15 protein-coding genes are annotated in these 21,068 nt (G+C 36.1%); 10 read left to right on the top strand and 5 right to left on the bottom strand.

Translation table 11 applies throughout. The features are described from left to right. Positions 1-6 precede the first annotated feature (6 nt). From F3J23_RS03310 to F3J23_RS03330, 5 genes are all read left to right on the top strand, one after another. The gene (locus tag F3J23_RS03310; RefSeq protein ID WP_167024022.1) at positions 7-1,470 is read left to right on the top strand and encodes a RagB/SusD family nutrient uptake outer membrane protein; all 1,464 of its coding nucleotides are present in this window, start codon (positions 7-9) and stop codon (positions 1,468-1,470) included. Positions 1,471-2,086: 616 nt separating this feature from the next. Beyond that, positions 2,087-4,921, top strand: a complete 2,835-nt coding sequence (locus tag F3J23_RS03315) for a SusC/RagA family TonB-linked outer membrane protein (RefSeq protein ID WP_167024025.1) — start codon at positions 2,087-2,089, stop codon at positions 4,919-4,921. Positions 4,922-4,944: 23 nt separating this feature from the next. Continuing rightward, on the top strand, positions 4,945-6,492 hold the full coding sequence (locus F3J23_RS03320) for a RagB/SusD family nutrient uptake outer membrane protein (RefSeq protein WP_167024028.1): 1,548 nt from the start codon (positions 4,945-4,947) through the stop codon (positions 6,490-6,492). A gap of 428 nt (positions 6,493-6,920) precedes the next feature. Continuing rightward, positions 6,921-9,773: a SusC/RagA family TonB-linked outer membrane protein gene (locus tag F3J23_RS03325; RefSeq protein ID WP_167024031.1), complete on the top strand. Its 2,853-nt coding sequence runs from the start codon at positions 6,921-6,923 to the stop codon at positions 9,771-9,773. Positions 9,774-9,785: 12 nt separating this feature from the next. Further along, on the top strand, positions 9,786-11,465 hold the full coding sequence (locus F3J23_RS03330) for a RagB/SusD family nutrient uptake outer membrane protein (RefSeq protein WP_167024034.1): 1,680 nt from the start codon (positions 9,786-9,788) through the stop codon (positions 11,463-11,465). Between the two features lie 83 nt (positions 11,466-11,548). Here F3J23_RS03330 and F3J23_RS03335 read toward each other — a convergent pair whose 3' ends face one another. Then, positions 11,549-12,472, bottom strand: coding sequence for a helix-turn-helix domain-containing protein (locus F3J23_RS03335; protein WP_167024037.1), 924 nt, complete (start codon positions 12,470-12,472; stop codon positions 11,549-11,551). A gap of 181 nt (positions 12,473-12,653) precedes the next feature. Between F3J23_RS03335 and F3J23_RS03340 the strand changes: the two genes are divergently transcribed. Together F3J23_RS03340 and F3J23_RS03345 are read left to right on the top strand one after the other, a co-directional pair. Beyond that, positions 12,654-14,183 carry an aldehyde dehydrogenase family protein gene (locus F3J23_RS03340; protein ID WP_167024040.1) on the top strand — a complete coding sequence of 510 codons (1,530 nt, stop codon included), beginning with the start codon at positions 12,654-12,656 and terminating at the stop codon, positions 14,181-14,183. A 417-nt stretch (positions 14,184-14,600) separates the two neighbouring features. Then, entirely contained in the window at positions 14,601-14,984 is a 384-nt protein-coding gene (locus F3J23_RS03345) for a DUF779 domain-containing protein (protein ID WP_167024043.1), read from the top strand. A gap of 24 nt (positions 14,985-15,008) precedes the next feature. Here F3J23_RS03345 and F3J23_RS03350 read toward each other — a convergent pair whose 3' ends face one another. After that, positions 15,009-15,518: a hypothetical protein gene (locus tag F3J23_RS03350; RefSeq protein ID WP_167024046.1), complete on the bottom strand. Its 510-nt coding sequence runs from the start codon at positions 15,516-15,518 to the stop codon at positions 15,009-15,011. Between the two features lie 27 nt (positions 15,519-15,545). Then, positions 15,546-16,745, bottom strand: coding sequence for a dicarboxylate/amino acid:cation symporter (locus F3J23_RS03355; protein ID WP_167024049.1), 1,200 nt, complete (start codon positions 16,743-16,745; stop codon positions 15,546-15,548). 93 nt (positions 16,746-16,838) lie between these two features. On the opposite strand from F3J23_RS03355, the gene F3J23_RS03360 reads away from it, so the two are divergent. The 3 genes from F3J23_RS03360 to F3J23_RS03370 are packed head-to-tail and all read left to right on the top strand — an operon-like array spanning position 16,839 to position 18,623. Next, positions 16,839-17,756 carry a DnaJ C-terminal domain-containing protein gene (locus tag F3J23_RS03360; protein WP_167024052.1) on the top strand — a complete coding sequence of 306 codons (918 nt, stop codon included), beginning with the start codon at positions 16,839-16,841 and terminating at the stop codon, positions 17,754-17,756. Positions 17,757-17,759: 3 nt separating this feature from the next. Further along, positions 17,760-18,062: a chaperone modulator CbpM gene (locus F3J23_RS03365; RefSeq protein ID WP_167024055.1), complete on the top strand. Its 303-nt coding sequence runs from the start codon at positions 17,760-17,762 to the stop codon at positions 18,060-18,062. Between the two features lie 33 nt (positions 18,063-18,095). After that, the gene (locus F3J23_RS03370) at positions 18,096-18,623 is read left to right on the top strand and encodes a hypothetical protein (protein ID WP_228455252.1); all 528 of its coding nucleotides are present in this window, start codon (positions 18,096-18,098) and stop codon (positions 18,621-18,623) included. 83 nt (positions 18,624-18,706) lie between these two features. Here the strand turns inward: F3J23_RS03370 and F3J23_RS03375 are convergent, their stop codons facing one another. Together F3J23_RS03375 and F3J23_RS03380 are read right to left on the bottom strand one after the other, a co-directional pair. Continuing rightward, positions 18,707-19,705, bottom strand: a complete 999-nt coding sequence (locus F3J23_RS03375) for a PLP-dependent cysteine synthase family protein (protein ID WP_167024058.1) — start codon at positions 19,703-19,705, stop codon at positions 18,707-18,709. Between the two features lie 130 nt (positions 19,706-19,835). Next, complete coding sequence (locus F3J23_RS03380; protein WP_167024061.1) at positions 19,836-21,065, bottom strand: ABC transporter permease; 1,230 nt, start codon at positions 21,063-21,065, stop codon at positions 19,836-19,838. Positions 21,066-21,068: the final 3 nt, after the last annotated feature.

Here is a 21,068-nt window from a genome sequence, read left to right on the forward strand (position 1 = left end):
TAGAAAATGAAAAATAAAGCAATAAAATTAAGCATATTAGGCCTTCTGTCATTAGGTGTTCTTTTCTCTTGTGAAAGAGAGCTGGAGCAGAAATCTTTTAGCCAGATACCGCTTGATGAGGCTATGACTTCTGAATCTAACTTTTCACAAGCAATTAATGGAGCGTATTCCGCTATAAAAGGATCTGGATACTTTTCGGTAGATACAGGAAATCAGCTTATAATCCCGGATTTAACTACAGATAATTTAATATATAATCCTGAAGGTAGAGGATCTAACTTTACAGCTTATAACTGGAGCTTTTCATCTAATAATTCTTCAGTAACGGGGTTGTTTATACAAGCTTATTTCGTTATATCCAGGGCCAATATGCCGTTAAAATATATTAATAACCTTCCTATGGGTAATTTTAGAAATAATATTGAAGCGCATGCCCGTGCTGTAAGAGCTGCTGCTCATTTTGATTTGGTACGGGCGTATTGTAAAATTCCTACACAATCAGCAGATGCAAATGCCTCTTTAGGGATTCCTTATATTACTGAGTTTAATCCTTTGGAGAATAATACGATAAGAAATTTAACCGTAGCTCAGGTATATGATAACATTATAAGTGATTTGAATTTTGCTGTTAACAATATTACCGACAGTTCAGACAAATCCAAATTTTCCAAGGCTGCCATTTATGGGTTGCTATCAAGGGTATATTTGTATAAAGGAGACTATAATAATGCCGTCTTAGCAGGAAATTCTAGTATTTCTTTATCATCGAGTGTAGGCTCAATAACCAATTTCCCCAATATCTGGTCCTCGAATAATACGGATGGAGTCCTTTTTAAAGTATTAAATTCTGCTCAGGAAGCTGTCACAGTTGGGGTTGCTTTTCAGCAAGGCGCATCTCCAACAGGTGGGAATATAAGATCCGAATATGTTGTTCCAAGATCATTGAATGATTTATATATTCCAACTGATATTAGAAAAGAGTCATATATAAGAACAAGTGCATATCAAGGGGTACAGAGAAATAATGTTATTAAATGGGCTTTTAATATTGCTGGAGCAACGCCTTTAAACGTGGTAGAGGTAAAGTACCTAAGAACAGCTGAAGTATATTTAAATGTTGCTGAAGCAGCTTATAAATTAGGTAATGAAGTTTTAGCCAATACATTATTGAATAATTTAAAAGCCCAAAGGTATTCTGCCTATCTGCCTTCAATTCTTACAGGAACCAATCTATGGAATGAAATTATGCTCCAAAGAAGGCTTGAATTGGCTTTTGAAAATGATAGATATTATACTTTTAAAAGACTAGGTCTTACAATGCAGAGAACAGGTGAAGGGGCTAATATAAATGGAACAGGAACTCCTTCGGTAATTCAGACAATTTTGCCAAATGACACGAGATGGCAGTGGCCGATTCCACAAGCCACAATTAATATCACACCAGCATTTCAACAAAATCCAGGATATTAATTATGATAATTATTTAGGTAATTATTACAAGAAAAATAGAGTTAGAACTTGGTTTTCAATATTATATTCAGAATTATAATGTATTAATAAAGTTTCCAGCATAATAACAAAAAGACGGTCTCCAAGACCGTCTTTTTGTTATTATACACTTCGTTTGTTATGTGAATTTTAAGAAAAACACACTTATTTTTCATTTTTTTTATCGAAATCAAGTATGTGTTTATTTTATATTTTTCATTGATTGATTTACATTAGTTTGTTTTTTATAGTCAAATTTTGTTTATTTTTTTATCATTTTGTTTGTTTTTTATGTAAAATTAAAATATTTTATTTTGGATATTATTAGTTAAAAAATTTCATTTTATTAATTTTTTTTACTGTTTTTTAAAAAAAAGTGAAACGATTTGATTTTTTTTTATTTATAAAATTTCTATAAAAATTTTTTTTTAATTGAATTTTTTAATTAAAAAGAATAAATCCCATTTTAGTCTAACATTCACTTTTGTAATTAGTGAAATATATATAGTTTAACGTGTTGTTTTATAGTGGTTTGTGGGTTGATTTTATTAAGGATTATTAACATATTTGTTGCTGGAATATATTAAAATTTGTTAATATGAATGTAAAATTATATGTATTGAGTGCCGGAGCTATGTTCTTTCTAGGACAGACGGCTTTTGCTCAGAAAGTGAAAAAGGATACGGCGGAAGTGAAGGGTATTGATGAGGTTGTAGTTCTTGGTTATAGAAATACAACTAAGAAAACAGCTTCTACGTCAGTGGCAACAATTGATAGTAAAACAATAGAAAACAGGCCTAATTCAAATGTTATGAATATTGTTCAAGGACAGTTGGCTGGAGTAAACGTTGCTGCAAGTACCGGGCAGCCTGGGGCTAAACCTACAGTTATCATTAGGGGGGTAGGTACATATAATGGTAATTCTGATCCATTGTATGTAATTGATGGATTTCCTTCCAATAGTGACAATTTTAGGTCAATTAACCCGAATGACATCGATACATTTTCTGTATTGAAAGATGCTGCAGCAATTGCTGAATTTGGATCAAGAGGGGCTAATGGAGTAATATTAATTACAACAAAATCAGGGAGATATAACCAGAAAATGCGCTTCCGGTATAGCAGTCAGTTTGGAGTTTCTTTTTTACAGGATCCCAAATACAATTTTTCAAATTCTAAAGAATTGTTGACCCTACAAAAGAATTATGGAGTAGGCCTGGGGGCTAAAATGACTGATGAACAAATTGCGAATTATACTATAAATACTGATTGGAGGAAAATTTTCTTCAGACCTGCAATTACTCAAAGTCATGATTTGTCAATAGAGTCTGGAGGGCAAAATATTAATTCATATACATCTGTAGGCTATCTTGATAATGAAGGAATTTTAAAAACAACAGGACTTAAAAGATTTACTGTAAGAAATAACATTAATGGCAAGAGTGAAAATAATCGTTTCAAATACGCATTGGTTAGTGGCGTGGGCTTTTCTAAAAATAATGAAGCAATTCTAGATGCTGGAGCGATTAACAGAAATTATATCTTAGGTGCCTACCAGTCTGCACCATATTTATCGCCTGATCTGTATCAGAATGGACAACAATTATTTGATTTATATTCCAAAGATGGTACATTGTTGTATACGCCTTTAATGTTAATGGATAAGTTAGTAAATTATAATAATCTGACAGAGGAGACAAGGTTGGATATGGCTGCTAATTTATCATATAAAATTACCGATGATTTTACAGCAAAAGTAAGAACCTCAGGGCAATATCTGGATACCAGATTTACTCAGGCAGAATATCCACTTTCTTTTAATGCGTTTTTATTTAAAGGAGCCCAGGAGTTTTCAGGTTTTGAAGATATGAATCAAAGAAGAGAGTTTTTATTTAATAATCTTTGGCAATTAGAGTATTCTAAAACCGTGGGTAAACATTCATTTACCCTTCAGGGAAATGCTGAATATAATTATTCGCAGCTCAATATTAATAATGTGAGACAGAGAGGATTAGATCCAAAAACATTTGTTCCTGGAACAGGAGCTGGATATGTTACGGATACTTCAAACAATGATTTTTATGTGCCAACAACTAGTGCTACAAAACTAAAATGGGCGATGATCTCATATTTTGGTTCATTAGACTATGATTTTAATAAGAAATATGGTATTACGGGAGTCTTGAGAAGAGATGGTACAAATAGATTCTTTGGTGAAAGGAGATGGGGAACTTTTTGGTCTGTTGGAGGAAGATGGAATCTAGATGAAGAAGAATTTATGGACAATGTAAAGTTTGTAGATGCATTTAAAATTAGAGCATCTTATGGTACACAAGGTAATCAGAGAATTGTTGATGGAACTATTTATGCAGGATTGAACCCTCCGGGTTTTACCAATATTTACACCGTAGCCAATAATACTTACAATGGCAATCAAGGGTATGCTATAAGTTTTGGGGATAGAAATTTACGATGGGAAACTACAAAACAATATAATATTGGATCCGATTTTGAATTCTTTAAAAGAAGATTGAGAGGATCATTTGATTACTATGTTAAAAGGACCTATGACTTATATCTGCCTGATCCAACAGCGCCCGTGTTAGGGGCATTGAGTGTTGTAAGAAATACAGATGTTGTTTTACAAAATAAGGGTTTTGAGTTAAATTTGGCTTATGATGTACTGAGAAATAAAGAAAATGATATCTCATTAACACTCAGGGTAAATGGGTCGATTAATAATCAAAAGATAAGTGGTATTCAATCAGGAGGAGGCAGGATAGCAGACGGATTATTAGTGACTGCTAATGGTGGGCTTCTTAGAGAATATTTTCTATACAAATATTTAGGAGTAAACCCGAATAATGGTAATTTATTGTTTGAGGATGCGAATGGTAACCCAACAGAAAGCCCAAAAGATTCCGATAGAAAGCTAATGGGAATAAATAGGTTGCCAAAGTATCAGGGAGGTTTTGGATTTGACTTTACCTACAAAAACTTCTTTGTTTCATCTACATTCACTTTTGTAGCAAAAGTAAAACGTTTTGATTATGATATGTCTGGATTATATAATCCTAATAATTTAGCAGCATTTAATGTGGATCGGGATCTTTTAAATGCCTGGACATCCACCAATACAAATACTGATGTTCCATCTCTTAAAGCTGCTAATCTTGGATTACAAGGGAATTCAGATAGATTCTTAAGAGATGCTTCTTATATTAGGCTTAGAAATGTTCAGGTAGGATATAGAATTCCCAAAAGGTATCTAAAAGGAACTTTTGTCAACGATATGTCAATTACGCTACAAGGAGAAAATTTACTCACATTTACAAAATGGAGAGGATATGATGCAGAGAGCCCTAACGGATCTGATCAACAAAGATATCCTTCTCCTAGAATTATAACGTTAGGTTTTGATGTTAAATTCTAATTTAATAAACTAAAATAATAGTAATGAAAAAAATATTTAAATATATAGTGATAATGTCAGGGGTATTACTCACTTCTTGCAGTGATGAACTTATAACCCCCTTTACTCCTGGCTCTTTGACAGAGGAAACTGCAATTACGCAATCTGCTGACTTGCAAAAGCTGATGAATTCAACATATAGTATATTCTCTAATAGATCAGAAGCCGTATTTAGCTCTGTTTTTACTGATGAGGTTGGGATTGGATATGCAAATGGAGGACAAGGGCTTTCTACAGAATATATCTTCTTGTTAATCCCTTCTTCAGTGCTTTCTGCCAATATATGGGTTGATACTTATACCGCTTTAGCAAGAGCTAATAGGGTTATTAAATATGCAGACAGTGTAGTGCCCGTGAATGCCGAAGATGCTGCATTGATTTCGAGACTGAAAGCGGAAGCATTAACCATGAGAGCTTATGGACACTTGAGGATATTAGCATATTATTCAACCAATCTCAAAGATGATAATGCACTGGCTGGTATATTGGCAAATAGAATATTTGAGTCAACAGAAAAAGAAAATCCAAGAGTTAAGAATGGTGATTTCTATACACAAATCCACAATGATTTGGATGCGGCGTTAGCAATTTATGGTGGTATTAATGGTTATGTTGCTAATAATAATTTTGCAAATAAAAACTTTACCAAAGGCTTGAAGGCTCGCGCTTATGCATATAAAGGAGATTACCCCAATGCAGAAAAATGGGCAGATGAAGTCATTAATACTTCAGGAGTTACATTGGCAAACCAAGCAGATTATAGAAAAGTATTTTTTACAGATAATGAGCCAGCAAATAAGGAAGTGATTTTCAGGTTAAAAAGAACGGCCCAGCAAAATTCACAGGCTACCAATTTACATAATGGATGGTGTTCTGTTGCTCCTAATTTAAATGGGTCTCCATTATTTGAAGTAAGTAGGGCTTTGTTTAATTTACTTGATCAAAGACCTACTGATGTAAGGCGAAATGTAATTGTGGCGCCATCTTCTATTATTGATCCCAATTATGCGACTTCTCCTGATTACAGAAACTCTGATAAATTGATTATTCAAAAGCATGGAGGAACTGAATCAGGAAGTGTTACGGCAGCAACAACTGCTACCAATGGATTCAATAATGATTTTAAGATAATGAGAATTTCAGAAATGTATTTCATTAAAGCAGAGGCAAGAGCAGAAGCTGGAGATTTAGCGGGGGTTGGGTTAGCTTTAAAGTCTGTTCTGGATGCTAGATTTGGAGCTGCACAAATAGTTCCTGTATATGTAAATGCAACAGCTGCTTGGGCTGATATTTTAAAAGAGAGAAGGTTAGAGTTAGCTTATGAGGGACATCGTTTTATAGATATAAAAAGATTAGCAACAAAAGCCAATGTTACCATTGATAGAGATCCGGCTGATTATTCTTCCAGTTCTTCGAACTATCCCGCTGCAAACCCGGCCAATCTGCCTAATAACAGCTATAAGTTTGCGTTACCAATTCCTCAGGATGAATTAAATGCAAATCCTGGTATAGTTCAGAACCCTGGATATTAGTTATTAATAAATTTTCAACATAATAATAAAAAGACGGTCTCCAAGACCGTCTTTTTATTATTATACACGTCGTTTGTTATGTGAATTTTAAGAAAAATACACTTATTTTTCACTTTTTCGCTCGAAATTAAGCATGTGTTTATTTTATATTTTTCATCGATTCAATTTATATTGGTTTATTTTTTTAATCCATATTTTTTATTTGATGTAAATTGATTTTAATTTTAATTTTTGTTAAAATTCCCTTAATGTTTAAATTGAGTGATTTTTCGTTAATTTTTTCTAAATAATAAAAAATATTCCTTATCATTTTTAAAGGATCAATGTGAATATACCCGCTCTGTAAGGCCTTTTTCAGAACTTAATGAATTGATGTTGTAGATATTTATTAACATATTTGTCCCTTCAATATATTAAAATTTGTTAATATGAATGTGAAATTGCGTGTTTTGACAGCTGGGGTCTTGTTTTTTACAGGCCAGGCTGTATTTGCTCAGGAAAAAGACTCTAAGAACGGTAAGGACAAGGAGACTAAACTTGAGGAAGTGGTTGTTTTAGGATATAGTAAAACAGCTACAAAAGCTAAAACTACAACCTCTTCGGTAACCGTTGGTTCTGAGACTTTAGAAAACAGACCTAATATCTCGGTTTTAAACTCTATTCAAGGTACGGCTCCGGGTATTGTAGTGAACTCGGCATCGGGTTCTCCAGGTTCTGGAAAATTCAATATTTTGATCAGAGGAGCTAGTTCCCTTAATGGTTCTACAGACCCTCTGTATGTGGTAGATGGGGTAATTACTTCAGGTTCTCAGTTCCGAAACCTGAACTCTTATGACATTGATACGTTCAGTATCCTGAAAGATGCTCAGGCAACTGCAATCTATGGTAACAGAGCTGCAAATGGAGTAGTTGTAATTACTACAAAAGGAGGAAAATTTAACTCTGGACTGAAAGTTTCTTATGATGCATTAACTTCGTTCAGTAAATTACCTACTTCTGACTACAATATGTCAGACGGCAGACAACTTTTACAGATTCAAAAGAATTTGCAAACAGGTAAAGGTAAAACTTTATCACAACAAGAAATTGACAACTGGGGTACTAATACAGACTGGAGTAAGCAATTTACCCGTATCGGTATTACCCAACAGCACAACCTTTCCATTACAGGTGGTGGGGAAAACATCAATAACTTTTTATCTCTAGGATATCTTGATAGTGAAGGAACTGTAAAGTCTACAGACTTCAAAAGATTTACAATGAGAAATAACCTTAATGGTAAGTCTAAAGACGGCAAGCTGACGTTCGGGGCTATTATGGGACTAGGATATTCCAGAAGGAATCAGCTGGATGATGAAACGAATACAGGTATTTCCAACAATACTCTTCAGAATCCTTTATTCGGAAGTGTTCTTTCGCTGCCATATGCAACACCTTCTCCATATGCAAACGGACAGGAGCTATATAATGCTATTAAAGGAGATGCTACTAACAACAGACATTGGATCCTTCAGGATAACATTAATGGAGGAATCAGAAACAGATTTACAGAACTTAGTATCTCTGCCAATGCTAACGTAAACTATAAAATTACAGATTATTTAAGCGTTGGAAACAGAACGGGTATTGAGTACAAACAATACGAAAGAAACTTCGCAAGATCACCACTGGGATACCTTGCAATCAGTGTAGCAAAAGGAGATGGATCTACATACGGAGGATTTGAGGATTTCTCAACAACAAGAGATCTGACTTTCAACAGTATTACGAATATCTCATTCAACAAGTCTTTTGGAGATCATACGATTAGTGCTGGTGCTTACTTAGATTATATCAAAGCTCACGTAAGTTCAACAACTCAAAGACAAAATGGACTGAACCCATTGCAATGGGAATTTGGTGCAGGAACAGGTTATATTCCTTTTAACCCAGATACACCAAATATCTACAGACCTTCTAACAGTGCTTCAAAAGTAACAGCGGGTACATTAGCTTATTTTGCAACAGCAGACTACGATTATAAAGACAAGTACGGAGTAAGTGGGGTTGTAAGAAGAGATGGTTCTTACCGTTTCCTTCCTACCAACAGATGGGAAACTTTCTGGTCAGTAGCAGCAAGATGGAATATTGACAAAGAAGAATTCATGGCTAATTCCGGATTCAGATTGCTTAAGTTAAGAGCTTCAATTGGTACCACAGGGAACCAGAACTTAGGAATTGCGGGTGATAATGCTAATCCATTGGCGCTTCTTCCAAATAACTTCCTTGATCTTTACAACGGATTCTCAGGATATCAGAATTTATTAGGATATAACTTTGTTAACTTATCAAACCCTTACTTAGAGTGGGAGCAGGTAAAACAAAGCAATATCGGATTGGATTTCAACTATAAAGGATTGATTGAAGGTAGTGTGGATTACTATCAGAAAAGAACATCAAGAATGTTCAATGACCTTCAAAAATCATCAGTTACAGGATACTACTCAATCAGAGGTAACGATGGGATTCTTGATAACAAAGGTATTGAAGGGATGATCAAGTACAACGTGATCAGAAACGAAAATACAAGATTCTCTATCTTCGTTAACGGAGCATACAACTCTAACAAGATTGTTTCTATGAACAGCGAAAACCTTGCAGGAGATGTGGTAAATGCTATCGGTGGACCTGCTGGGCAGTATCAGCTATATTCATATGTTGGGGTAAATCGTGATAATGGGAACTTACAGTTCCTTGACAAAAACGGAAACATTACTGAAGCTCCGACATCTGCAGACAGAGTATTGACTGGGAAATCAAGATATGCTAAGTTTACAGGAGGTTTCGGATTCAACTTACAACATAAAGGTTGGTTCCTTGATACGTTATTCTCTTTCCAACAAGGAGGTTGGATCTATGATAACTTACAATCTTGGATCATGGACCCAAGTGCAGCGGCTACAAGAAATCTTTCATCTGATTTATTGAATGCCTGGACTCCTGATAACAGAGATACTGATATACCTGCATTAAAAGCAAGCAATCTAAGCTTAGGTTCTTCAGACAGATTCTTACACAGATCAGACTTTATCAGACTTAAGAACATTTCTGTAGGATATAACTTTAGTAAAAGTCAGTTAGGTAAGCTGCCAGTTAAAGGAATTAAAGTATTCGTTCAGGCAGAAAACCTTTATACATGGACAGATTGGAAAGGATTTGATCCGGAACCGATTACTTCGTATTCATTAAATGTTTATCCTAACCCAAAAACCGTATCGGTAGGTTTAAATGTTGATTTTTAACAGAGAAGAATTATGAAAAGAATTATCAATACAATATTAGTAGTAGCAACCTTATCATCTGCAGCATTTACGCTGAACAGCTGTCAGGATGCTCTAGATATAAAGCAGGCAGGAGAATTACAGGAACAAGACCTGTATACCAGTGTTGCTAACCTTAATGAAGTTTTAAACGGATCTGTATATGCTCAGTTGGATCCAATTGATGAGATCTACTTCACAGCTGTTTTTACAGACGAAGTAAAACCAGGAGCTGGTAGTGGAGGACAGGAATATACGTTACACAGACATTTCCTTGATCCGTCTAGTGCTGTGGTTACAGGAGGTACAGTAGGTACTGTTGGTAGTGATGGAATCTGGTTAAACAATTATAGAGTAATCAACAGAGTTAACAGATTGCTGGAAGGGGCAAAGAGAATTACCCCTACATCTGCTGATGAGAAGAATACATACAATGCAATTCTTGCACAGGCAAGAGCTATCAGAGCATATTGTTATGTACAGCTTGAAGCTTATTTTTCTAGTGATATGAAAGATCCTAACGCTTTGGGGGTTATTCTTCTGAAAGATGTTCCTTCTACAGAAGCGCAATTGCCAAGAGCTAAAAATCAGGATGTATATGATTTCATTAATGCTGATTTAGATTATGCAAGAGGAATCTTAGGAAACTCTACAACTCCTAGAAGATATAAAGTAGATAAGAATTTTGTAAATGCTGTTGCTGCTCGTTTTAACCTTTACAGAGGTGAAATGGCACTAGCTAAGCAAAATGCAGAATTAGTAATCAACGGAGCTGGTCTTTCTCTTACTATTGCTACGCCAATGACTGGTACCAATGCCGCAGTTCCTGTTACAGAAGCTGATGGCTCTGTATTCCAATCCGGACCTTTCAATAACACACCTTCCGACAAATGGAATATTGCATTCTATGGAGGAATTGATGAGAAAACTGGAAATGGTATCGCAGGAGGTTCTTTCAACCCATATAGAAGAATGTGGGCTGATACTGAGAATGGTGAAGCTATTTTCTCTTTAAACAGACTTCCTTTAGGTGCAGGTGCAGCTATTGGTGGAAAATGGAATACAAACCAGTCTAACCTTACTGGATCGCCAATGTGGTTCTGGGGAAGAAACCTATATAACCTATTTAAAAATACTCCGGGAGATATCAGAAAATATGCTTATGTAGACCCTTCATCAAAACCAAATCCAGATTATGCTTCTGCAACTGCAGGAAATACAAGAACTGACGGATTGGTTATTGACAAGTATCCTGGTAAAACAAGTACAGCTACAAGAAATGATGTAAAAGTTTTCAGATTATCGGAAATGTACTTCATTATAGCAGAAGCAGAAGTAGCAGCAGGAAATCTTACTGCCGCTCACGATAGAATTCAGCAAGTGAGAGTAGCAAGAAACTTTGAAGGAACTGCTACAACTCCAGCTTATTCAAGTACACAATTTGCATATGCTGATATCTTAAAAGAGCGTAGAATAGAACTGGCTCTTGAAGGACACCGTTACCTTGACCTGAAGAGACTTGCGGTATTAGCTAATGTATCCATGGACAGAAACCCTACGGATGATATTATCGAAGTTAAAAACCTTCCAAATGGTGACTACAGATATACATTACCTATTCCAATCAGAGAAATTTCTGCCAACCCGAATGTTAAGCAGAACGATAAATATTAAGATTTAATATTTAATATATTTTTTAAGAAGAGCTCCATGTAATGGGGCTCTTTTTTATAGCATTACTGTCCAAACAATTAGAGTTATCTCACAAGCGTTCTGTTCTGGTAACTTTTAGGCGTAACCCCCACCAGCTGCTTAAAGACACGTGTAAAATAATTGGTATCTGAAAATCCTGTCTGAAAAGCTGTTTCTTTAATACTGATCTGACCGGCCAGCAGTTCTTTTGCTCTGTTAATTCGCTCCTGAAGAATAAAATCATTCGGGGAAGTGCCTAGCTCATCTTTGAACATTCTGAAGAAATTGGATTTACTTACATACGCTAGCTTGGCAATACTGTCAATAGACAGTTTCTGATGCAGGTTTCTCTTAATATAATCTACTACAAAGCCCATTCTGGATCTATTCCTTACAATATTTTTTTCCACCATGCTTCTGGCCTGCGTCTGCATCAGCCTAATCAGGAGTTCCTTTAATGCAAAATCAGCCATAATATCCTTTTGCGTATTATCCTCCATAGCAATTCTCATGATATTATTGGTGGCAGAAGCCAGTGATTGATTATTAAAAAGAAAATATTCATCCAGCTGAATGTTCCATTGAGAAGATTCATCTACTTTCGGAAGATGATAGTTTAAGTAATTAAGAGAGTCCTCTATAAAATCAGGATTAAGGCTTAAAGAAATACACTGAGTGGGAGTTTCATCCGCTTCAGGAAAATCAATAACCATTGTTTCTCCAGGCGCAACCAGAATACTTTCCCCCGGAAAATAATCAAAATAACCCGTCTTATTATCCAGTTTCATATGCTTTTTGCCTCTCAGCATTGCCGTAAAAGCAATATTTTCAAAATGAAGTTTAACTCCAAAAGATGACTTATGGGTTTCATAAATACTGAATTCACAATTGTTCAGATTGAATTTAGTCTGGTTTTCAACAAGACTCAATAGTTGGTTTTCATTACGTAATTCAGGAGTATTTAATAAAATCTTACTATTGCTATTCATTCCTAAAAGTTTTTATGAAGCAGGTAACTCAAATATAGAAAATTTGTGTGAACGTTGCTGTTAACAAAATTATAAAATTGAATATCTGCACTATTCTGCACTTTTTTTATACGATTGTGCTATAACTTTTAGAGCTTCTGCTTGTAATTTGGTCGTATCGAAAAATAAAAACAAGACTAATATGAGCACAATTACAGAACCAAGATCAACGACTCTTTTACAGCGTCCGGAGTTTAAAAGTAAATATGATAATTATATAGACGGGAAATTTACGCCACCCGTTAAAGGGCAATATTTTGATGTAGTTTCACCGGTTGATGGCAAAAACTTTACTCAGGTGGCCCATTCATCCAAAGAAGATCTGGAGTTGGCGGTAGATGCGGCAGAAAAAGCATTTCGTACCTGGAAAGATACCTCATCAACGGAAAGAAGCATAATCCTTAATAAAATAGCAGACAGAATAGAACAGAATCTGGAATATCTGGCTACAGTAGAAACCATTGATAACGGTAAGGCCGTAAGAGAAACACTAGCGGCAGATCTGCCTTTGGCTGTTGATCATTTCAGGTATTTCGCTTCTGTGGTCAGGGCAGAAGAAGGATCTCACAACGAATTAGATAAAGATACCGTATCCCTGATTGTGCACGAACCACTTGGAGTCATTGCACAAATCATTCCATGGAATTTTCCGATACTCATGGCAGTATGGAAGCTGGCTCCCGCATTGGCTGCAGGAAACTGTGTGGTCTTAAAACCGGCAGAAAGTACTCCCGTTTCCATCATGGTTTTGATGGAACTGATCGGTGACCTTTTACCCGCAGGAGTCATAAACATTGTCAATGGATTCGGAGCAGAGCTGGGCAGAGCTTTAGTAACCAATCCGAAAGTTGCAAAAGCGGCATTCACCGGTTCTACAGCTACCGGACGTTTGGTAATGCAGTATGCAACAGAAAATATTATTCCCGTAACATTGGAATTAGGCGGGAAATCACCCAATGTCTTCTTCAACTCCGTGATGGATGCAGATGACGAATTTTTAGATAAAGCCATAGAAGGGGCGGTCCTTTTTGCACTCAACCAAGGAGAAATTTGTACATGTCCTTCAAGATTACTCGTTCAGGAAGGTATTGCAGATGCTTTTATAGAAAAAGTGATTGAAAGGGTTAAAGCGATCAAAGTAGGAAACCCTTTAGATAAAACAGTAATGATGGGAGCTCAGGCTTCACAGATTCAGAAAGATAAAATACTTTCTTATATCCAATTAGGAAAAGATGAAGGAGCAGAGGTTCTGGTAGGAGGAGATGTTAACCATTTGGGAGAAGACCTTGAAGAAGGGTTCTATATTCAGCCTACCATTTTCAAAGGAAACAACAGAATGAGAATTTTCCAGGAAGAGATTTTCGGTCCTGTACTGGCATTTACAACCTTTAAAGATGAAGAAGAAGCCATAAAAATTGCCAATGATACAATTTATGGACTTGGAGCAGGAGTTTGGACAAGAGATGCCCACCAGCTCTATAATATTCCACGTCAGATTCAGGCGGGAAGAGTTTGGGTAAATCAATACCATTCATATCCTGCAGGTGCACCTTTCGGAGGGTACAAGCAGTCGGGGATCGGAAGAGAGAATCATAAAATGATGCTTGATCATTACCGTCAGACCAAAAATATGCTGATTTCTTATAACAAAAACAAGTTAGGTTTCTTTTAATATTAATTTAGGACGTGCCCGATTGCCTTGGCTGTTTCCAGGGCAACACGGTCGGGCTATGCAGGGCTTCACTTCGTTTCGGTGCTCCATTACATTTCGCACCGGCTCGTTCCTCGCCGCCCTTACTATCCCTCACGCGTGGAAGCACGAGTATTTGATATGGTCTGCCGGATTGATTTCCAAAAGAAAAACTCAAGGACATAAACCTATTTACTCAGACATAGTGATAAAAACTAATAACCTAAAATAACTCAATCAAAAATTAAGATATGATTCTTGATTGCAGAATAGTTTTAAATATTGCCGGCTCAAATTAAATGATGATGTGTTGCTGATCCCGGTTAGAATTTATTTTTACCGGGATCTTTATAAATATTCATAAATAATAGCAGCCTTTACAAAACATAAACAATAGAAATGGAAACAAAGATATCAAGACTTTCCGTTACGGAAAAAGCACTTGAAGTTATTCACAGGCTGGAAGAGCAGTATGGCCCGCTGATGTTTTATCAGGCAGGTGGATGCTGTGAAGGAACACAACCCCAATGCTTTGAAAAAGGAGGGTTTTTCCCCAGAATGAATGACGCAATGATCGGAACCATCAACGGACATGAATTCTGGATAGACCGCGATCTTTTCGAATACTGGAAATATTCACATTTTACACTGGATGTTACAGACGGATTCGGGCCCGGTGGGTTTTCATTGGAGACACCGCTAGGCAAAACCTTTAAAGTTCATTACAGGCTTTTTTCTCCCGAAGAATATGAAAATCTGGAACCTGTAAAACGAAGTGAATAAAAAAGTTCAGCTGGCAGGAAGCAGCTAAGGCTTTTGGGAAATATAAATCAGTTCCCTTTCAAATTCATATTTTCCTCTTGAAATTCCTCTTTTTAAAACAAAATACTGAGTTACGGCAATTACGGAAGCAATTACCAGGAACATAATGTCCTGCTGTTCTTCTATATTGATAAAAATTGCCAAAAAGCAAAAACATAAAATAATGATCCAGCTGAAAATCTGAATTCCTGAAGGATGAATTTCAACAGAAACAGAAGATTGGCCATTTTCATCTGAAATATACCCATCAAATACAGGATTATTCATATTGACATCAAATAAACGCATTCTTCTTTTGATGGTAAAACGGCTCTCTTCAATCATTCCTCTGTATTCAAACCTTGTAGGAATTGCGGTATCTCTTTCTAATGATATAAAAGTTTTATTGGTTTTATAGGTGATTTTCTGCAATTTCTGAATCAGTTCAGCGCTGCTGATATTGACTTCAATTCTGGAACTGTCACATAATCCGATTTTTTTATAAAATGAATTCATTCCACAAAAGATAATTAAAAATTAGAATCAGACTTTTACAAACCGGTTCACAAACATAGCAGCTACTATATCTCCTACAGCATTCAGAACCGTTGCCAAAGGATCCACAAGGGTTCCGATAATCATCACAGCCGGAATAGCTTCCTGTGGTAATTTGTAAACAGAGATCATCAGCATCTCTCCGATATATCCGCCATTTGGAATTCCCCCGGCTACAATACTTACAAAAACAGTAATTCCCAATGCTAAGAGCAGATTGGCGGGATCAAAAAAATCCTTTCCTATAATTAAAAATGCTACATAAATCTTAATGATAGAAGACATGGAAGAACCGTTTTTATGCAAAGTTGTACCAATAGGAATAACCAGATTTGCAATGGAATTGGGGATCCCGATTTTTGAAGCCGCCTGTAAATTGGCCGGCATAGTAGCAAAACTGCTGCAGGTACTGATGGCTGTAAGGGTAGGGTAGATGGCATTCGTCCAGAAACTTTTAACCCCGTTTTGTCCATTCGCCATAAATGCATAAAGAGAAAAGAATACCAGAAAATAAATAATTCCCGCTACATAATATAATCCCAATGGTTTAGCATAAAATCCAAAAAGCTGAGGCCCCAAAGTAGCAACCTGATAGGCGAAATAGGCCCCCAGACCAATCGGGGCCAGTTTCATCACCAATAAAAGAAGTTCTTTCATAACCTCATATCCTGAAGCAATAAAAACCCTGAACGGCTGCCCTTTCTCTCCTGTTTTTCTGGCTGCAAATCCAGTTAGGAAAGCAAATACAAGCAGTGCCAGCATATTTCTTCTTGAGAAAAGCTCTGTGAATTCCCCTACGGTAAAGAAACTTACGATCCTGTTGCCCCAGGAATCATTATTGGCAGCTTCCGTAATGATCTCAGAACTTCCGGAAACTCCTGAAACAGGGAAAAGATAAACCGCACATATTGTAAAAACAGCGGCTGTTAAAATAAAAAACAGGAATGTAAGAGCCATCACAAGAATAATCCTTCCGAATTTAGACTGCTGTTCTAAAGACGCGATAGAATTGGATACTGCAAAAAATACCAACGGAACAACACTTACAAAAAGAAGGTTAAGAAAAATGTCTCCTAAAGGTTTAATATATTCTACAAAACCCGGTGCAACAATCCCGATGATGCTTCCAATGGTAATTCCCAAAAGTAAAAATATGATTCCCGAGTAGTTTTTAAGGACCTCTTTCATGCGGCGGTTTTTATCAAAGATAGGTTTATTTTTAACACTCTGTTATACAATTTTCAGACCTAAATTTCATAAATTTGGGTAAACCTCATTTCTATGGCTTATATAGATTATTATAAAATTTTAGGCGTAGATAAAAGCGCAACACAGGACGATATCAAAAAGGCTTATCGAAAATTGGCTAGAAAATTACATCCTGACCTTAACCCTGATGATAAAGAAGCTGAAAGGAAGTTCAAAGAGCTGAACGAAGCCAATGAAGTTCTAAGCAACCCTGAAAACCGCTCCAAATATGATAAATATGGAGAACACTGGAAGCACGGCGAAGAATACGAAAAAGCCCAGCAGCAGCAAAGGCAATATCAACAGCAAAATTATGGAGGAGGAGGATTCTCCGGTGCTGATTTTGGAGAAGGTGAAGATTTTTCAGACTTCTTTCAAAGTATGTTCGGCGGAGAAACAGGAGGCGGATTTGGAAGAAGTTCAAGAGGAAGAGCTTCCGGGAAATTCAAAGGACAAGATATACAGGCCGAACTGCATTTAAAATTAAAAGATGCTGCAACTACCCATCCGCAAACCTTTGAAATCAATGGGAAAAAAGTCAGAATTACCATTCCGGCAGGAGTTTATGACGGTCAGCAGATTAAATTGAAAGGGCATGGGAATCCGGGAGTCAACGGAGGTCCTAACGGAGATTTATATATTACTTTCAATATCCCGGTTGATCCTGATTTTGAAAGAATCGGAGATGATCTGAAAACAAAGGTTGCTATTGATTTGTACACAGCTGTCTTAGGAGGAGAAGTAAAAGTGAATACCTTAGACGGAAGCGTAAATCTTAAAGTAAAACCTGAAACCCAGAACGGAATTACCGTACGACTTAAAGGAAAAGGTTTTCCAGTCTACAAAAAAGAAGGAGAACATGGAGATCTTTTCGTGACCTACGAAGTAAAACTGCCTGTAAACCTTACTGAAAAGCAGAAAGAACTTTTTGAACAACTAAAAAATTCCTAGGCTATGAGTGAAAGAATATCGCGGGAAGAACTCGTAAAAATTTACAATATAGAAATTACTTTTTTTGATGAACTTGTGGATTACGGATTACTGAATATTCAGATTGAAGACAATGTTCATTATCTGATGTATGAGGATCTTCCTGATCTGGAGAAATTCGCCAACTGGCACTATGATCTTGAGATCAACCTTCCCGGACTGGAAGTAATTTATAATATGTTGAAAAAGCTGGATGCCTTAAACCGCAGAAACAGAGAACTGATGAATAAACTTTCTGCAATAAGTAATCAATATGAAGATATTTAGTTTAGCTTTGTAGCTTTTTAAAGCCAACTTTATATGATGAATGAGGAAAAGGTGATCACACTGAAGCCGGAAAGAAAGATTTTTGAAGATATTTATTTTAGCGGTAATCAGGGGAGTCTGCTTTTCTCTCCTGCAACGAAGGCTAAAACCATCACTACAATAGTATCAGCAGTTATTTTATGTATTGTATTTCTATTGAAAGATATGCTGAATAAAGAAAGCGTAGGAATTTTATATTTCCTGAGCTTTATATTTCTGCTGTGTACTGTTTTTCTTTCGGTAAGTGTGAATAAAGTCTCAAGATGGAAAAAACAGGTAAATCAATATTTAAATGTGCTTGAAAAATGTAAAGTCTACGAAATCAGATTTGATCAGAATTTTTTCACAGTAAATATTGATGGTGAGAAAGAAACCAGTGAGTGGAAAGATTTCACATATTTTGACAGCAATAATGAATTCATTTCCATTGAAGGGAAATACAGTTATATGTTTCCTAGGAAATCCATGAGCGAGAAAGAATATAGTTTTCTCAAAAAAATATTGAAAGAAAATATCAATTGAGTCTATAAAAATAAAAACGGAGCAAAATTTTGCTCCGTTTTTTTATTATGTACAAATATTGACTTTTTTGCCAGTCTGTTTTCTTAACCTTCTTTGTTGTCTTCCAACCAGCCCATTTCTTTCATCCATTCATCGTTGTAGATCTTTCCTACATACCTTGAACCGTGGTCATGAAGTAAAACAACAATGACATCATCTTTAGTAAATTGATCTTTCATTTGGATCAAAGATGCAATTGCACTTCCCGCAGAGTATCCACAGAAAATACCTTCTTCTTTAGCCAGTTTTCTTGCATAAACAGCCCCGTCTTTATCGGTTACCTTTTCGAAATGGTCAATAACAGACATATCATAATTTTCAGGAATGATATCTTCTCCGATTCCTTCCGTAATATATGTGTAAGCATGATCGTAGTGTAATTCTCCGGTCTCGTGGAATTCTTTCAAAATAGAACCGTAAGTATCTACCCCGATTACTTTGATGTCCGGATTTTTTTCTTTGAAGAAAGTTCCGCACCCTGTGATAGTACCTCCTGTTCCGGCTCCTACAACAAAGTGAGTCAGCTTTCCTTCGGTCTGTTCCCAGATTTCAGGAGCGGTAGATTCATAGTGAGCAGCTCTGTTGGATAAATTATCATATTGATTTACATACCATCCGTTTTCCGTTTCTTTTGCCAGTCTTTTTGAAACTGAATAATAAGAACGAGGATCAGTAGGTTTTACGTCAGTAGGGCAAACTATTACTTCAGCTCCCACAGCACGAAGAATGTCACACTTTTCTTTTGATTGTTTGGAATTGGTTACAAAAATACATTTGTAGCCTTTGATGATTGCCGCAAGCGCCAATCCCATTCCTGTGTTTCCTGAAGTTCCTTCAATGATGGTTCCTCCCGGTTTTAATCTGCCGTCTTTTTCGGCATCTTCTATCATTTTAAGAGCCATTCTGTCCTTTACGGAGTTTCCCGGGTTGAATGTCTCTACTTTTGCCAATACTAATGCCGGAAAGTCTTCACCTAACACATTATTAAGTTTTACCAGCGGTGTGTTTCCTATCGTTTCAAGGATATTTTTTGCGTATTTCATAAATGTTTTATATGCGGTGCAAAGATAGAGTTTTTAAACTTATCTCTACTGTGGATAACATGTGGATAAGTTGTAGATAATTAAGCTGATAGAGCTGAATCATTCATAACTGCCAATATTAATTATCAGGTTAATTATACTTAATCGCTTTTACAGGAGAAATCTTACTGATCAGGTAACTTGGAATGATCAAAGCAAGGCCTGAAATAATCAGAATTCCTACGGAAATAGAAATAATAGCAATAGGATTAAGATCTACCGGAACAGTACTTACATAATAATTTTCCGGATTAAGCTTTATAACTCCAAAGAACTTTTGAATTAAAATTAGCCCCAATCCAATGGCATTTCCATACAGAAGTCCCGGAATCATAATGATCAGGGTATAATTGATGAAAGTTGCTCTTATCTGGGAGTTGCTTGCACCTAGTGTTTTAAGTAAACCTATAGAATTAGTTCTTTCAATAATAAGGATGAGAAGAACCATGATAATATTGATGACCACTACAATCAGCATAATGATGATGATCAGAGCGATATTTGTATCAAAAATACTGATCCAGTCTGTAATCTGAGGGAATTTTTCAGTGGCTTTTTCAGCATAATTTTTATAACCGATCAGCTTTTCAATTTCAGGAAAATCTTTGTCTATATCATTTACATTTTTCAGGAAAATGTCAATTCCGCCTATTTCATCAGGTTTCATATCCTGAATTTTTCTTGCATGATTAATTCCTCCGATAACAAACTGCTCATCAATCAGCTTAATATCTGTTCTATAGATACCAATGATTCGGAATTTACGATAGAGCGGCTTTTGATCTGCCTTTAAAAATACAGTAACAATACTGTCATTAACTTTAAGATGCAGATCATTGGCTATTTTTTGAGAAATCGCAACATCATTGTTGAAACCTTTTTCTGTAACTTTAGGAGTAGTACCGGCAATGAGAAATTTCTTGAACCTTAGACTGTCAAAATCTTTTCCGATTCCTTTGAATATGATTCCGGCGAAATTATGTTCGTTACGCATAATTCCCGTAACCATTACATATTTCTGGGTGCTTTCTACATCCGGAAGCTCTTTTATTTTAGCAATATTAAGCCCTTGATTGTCGAGTACGGAAGTATTGTAAGAGGAATTCGATCGTGTAGATCTCACCGTAATATGTCCGCTGAAATCGGCAAGTCTCTCTTTGATAGCTTTTTTAGAACCGAAACCGGTGGCTACGGTAATCAGGGAAACAATGATCCCTAATGCTACAGAAAGCCTGCCAATGAAGATGATAACCCTTGATAGGTTATTTTTGTTATCTTTGGAAAATGCTATTTTTCTAGAGAAATATAAAGGAAATTTCAAGCT

Source organism: Chryseobacterium sp. Tr-659 (genome assembly GCF_011752975.1).
Lineage (GTDB): Bacteria > Bacteroidota > Bacteroidia > Flavobacteriales > Weeksellaceae > Chryseobacterium.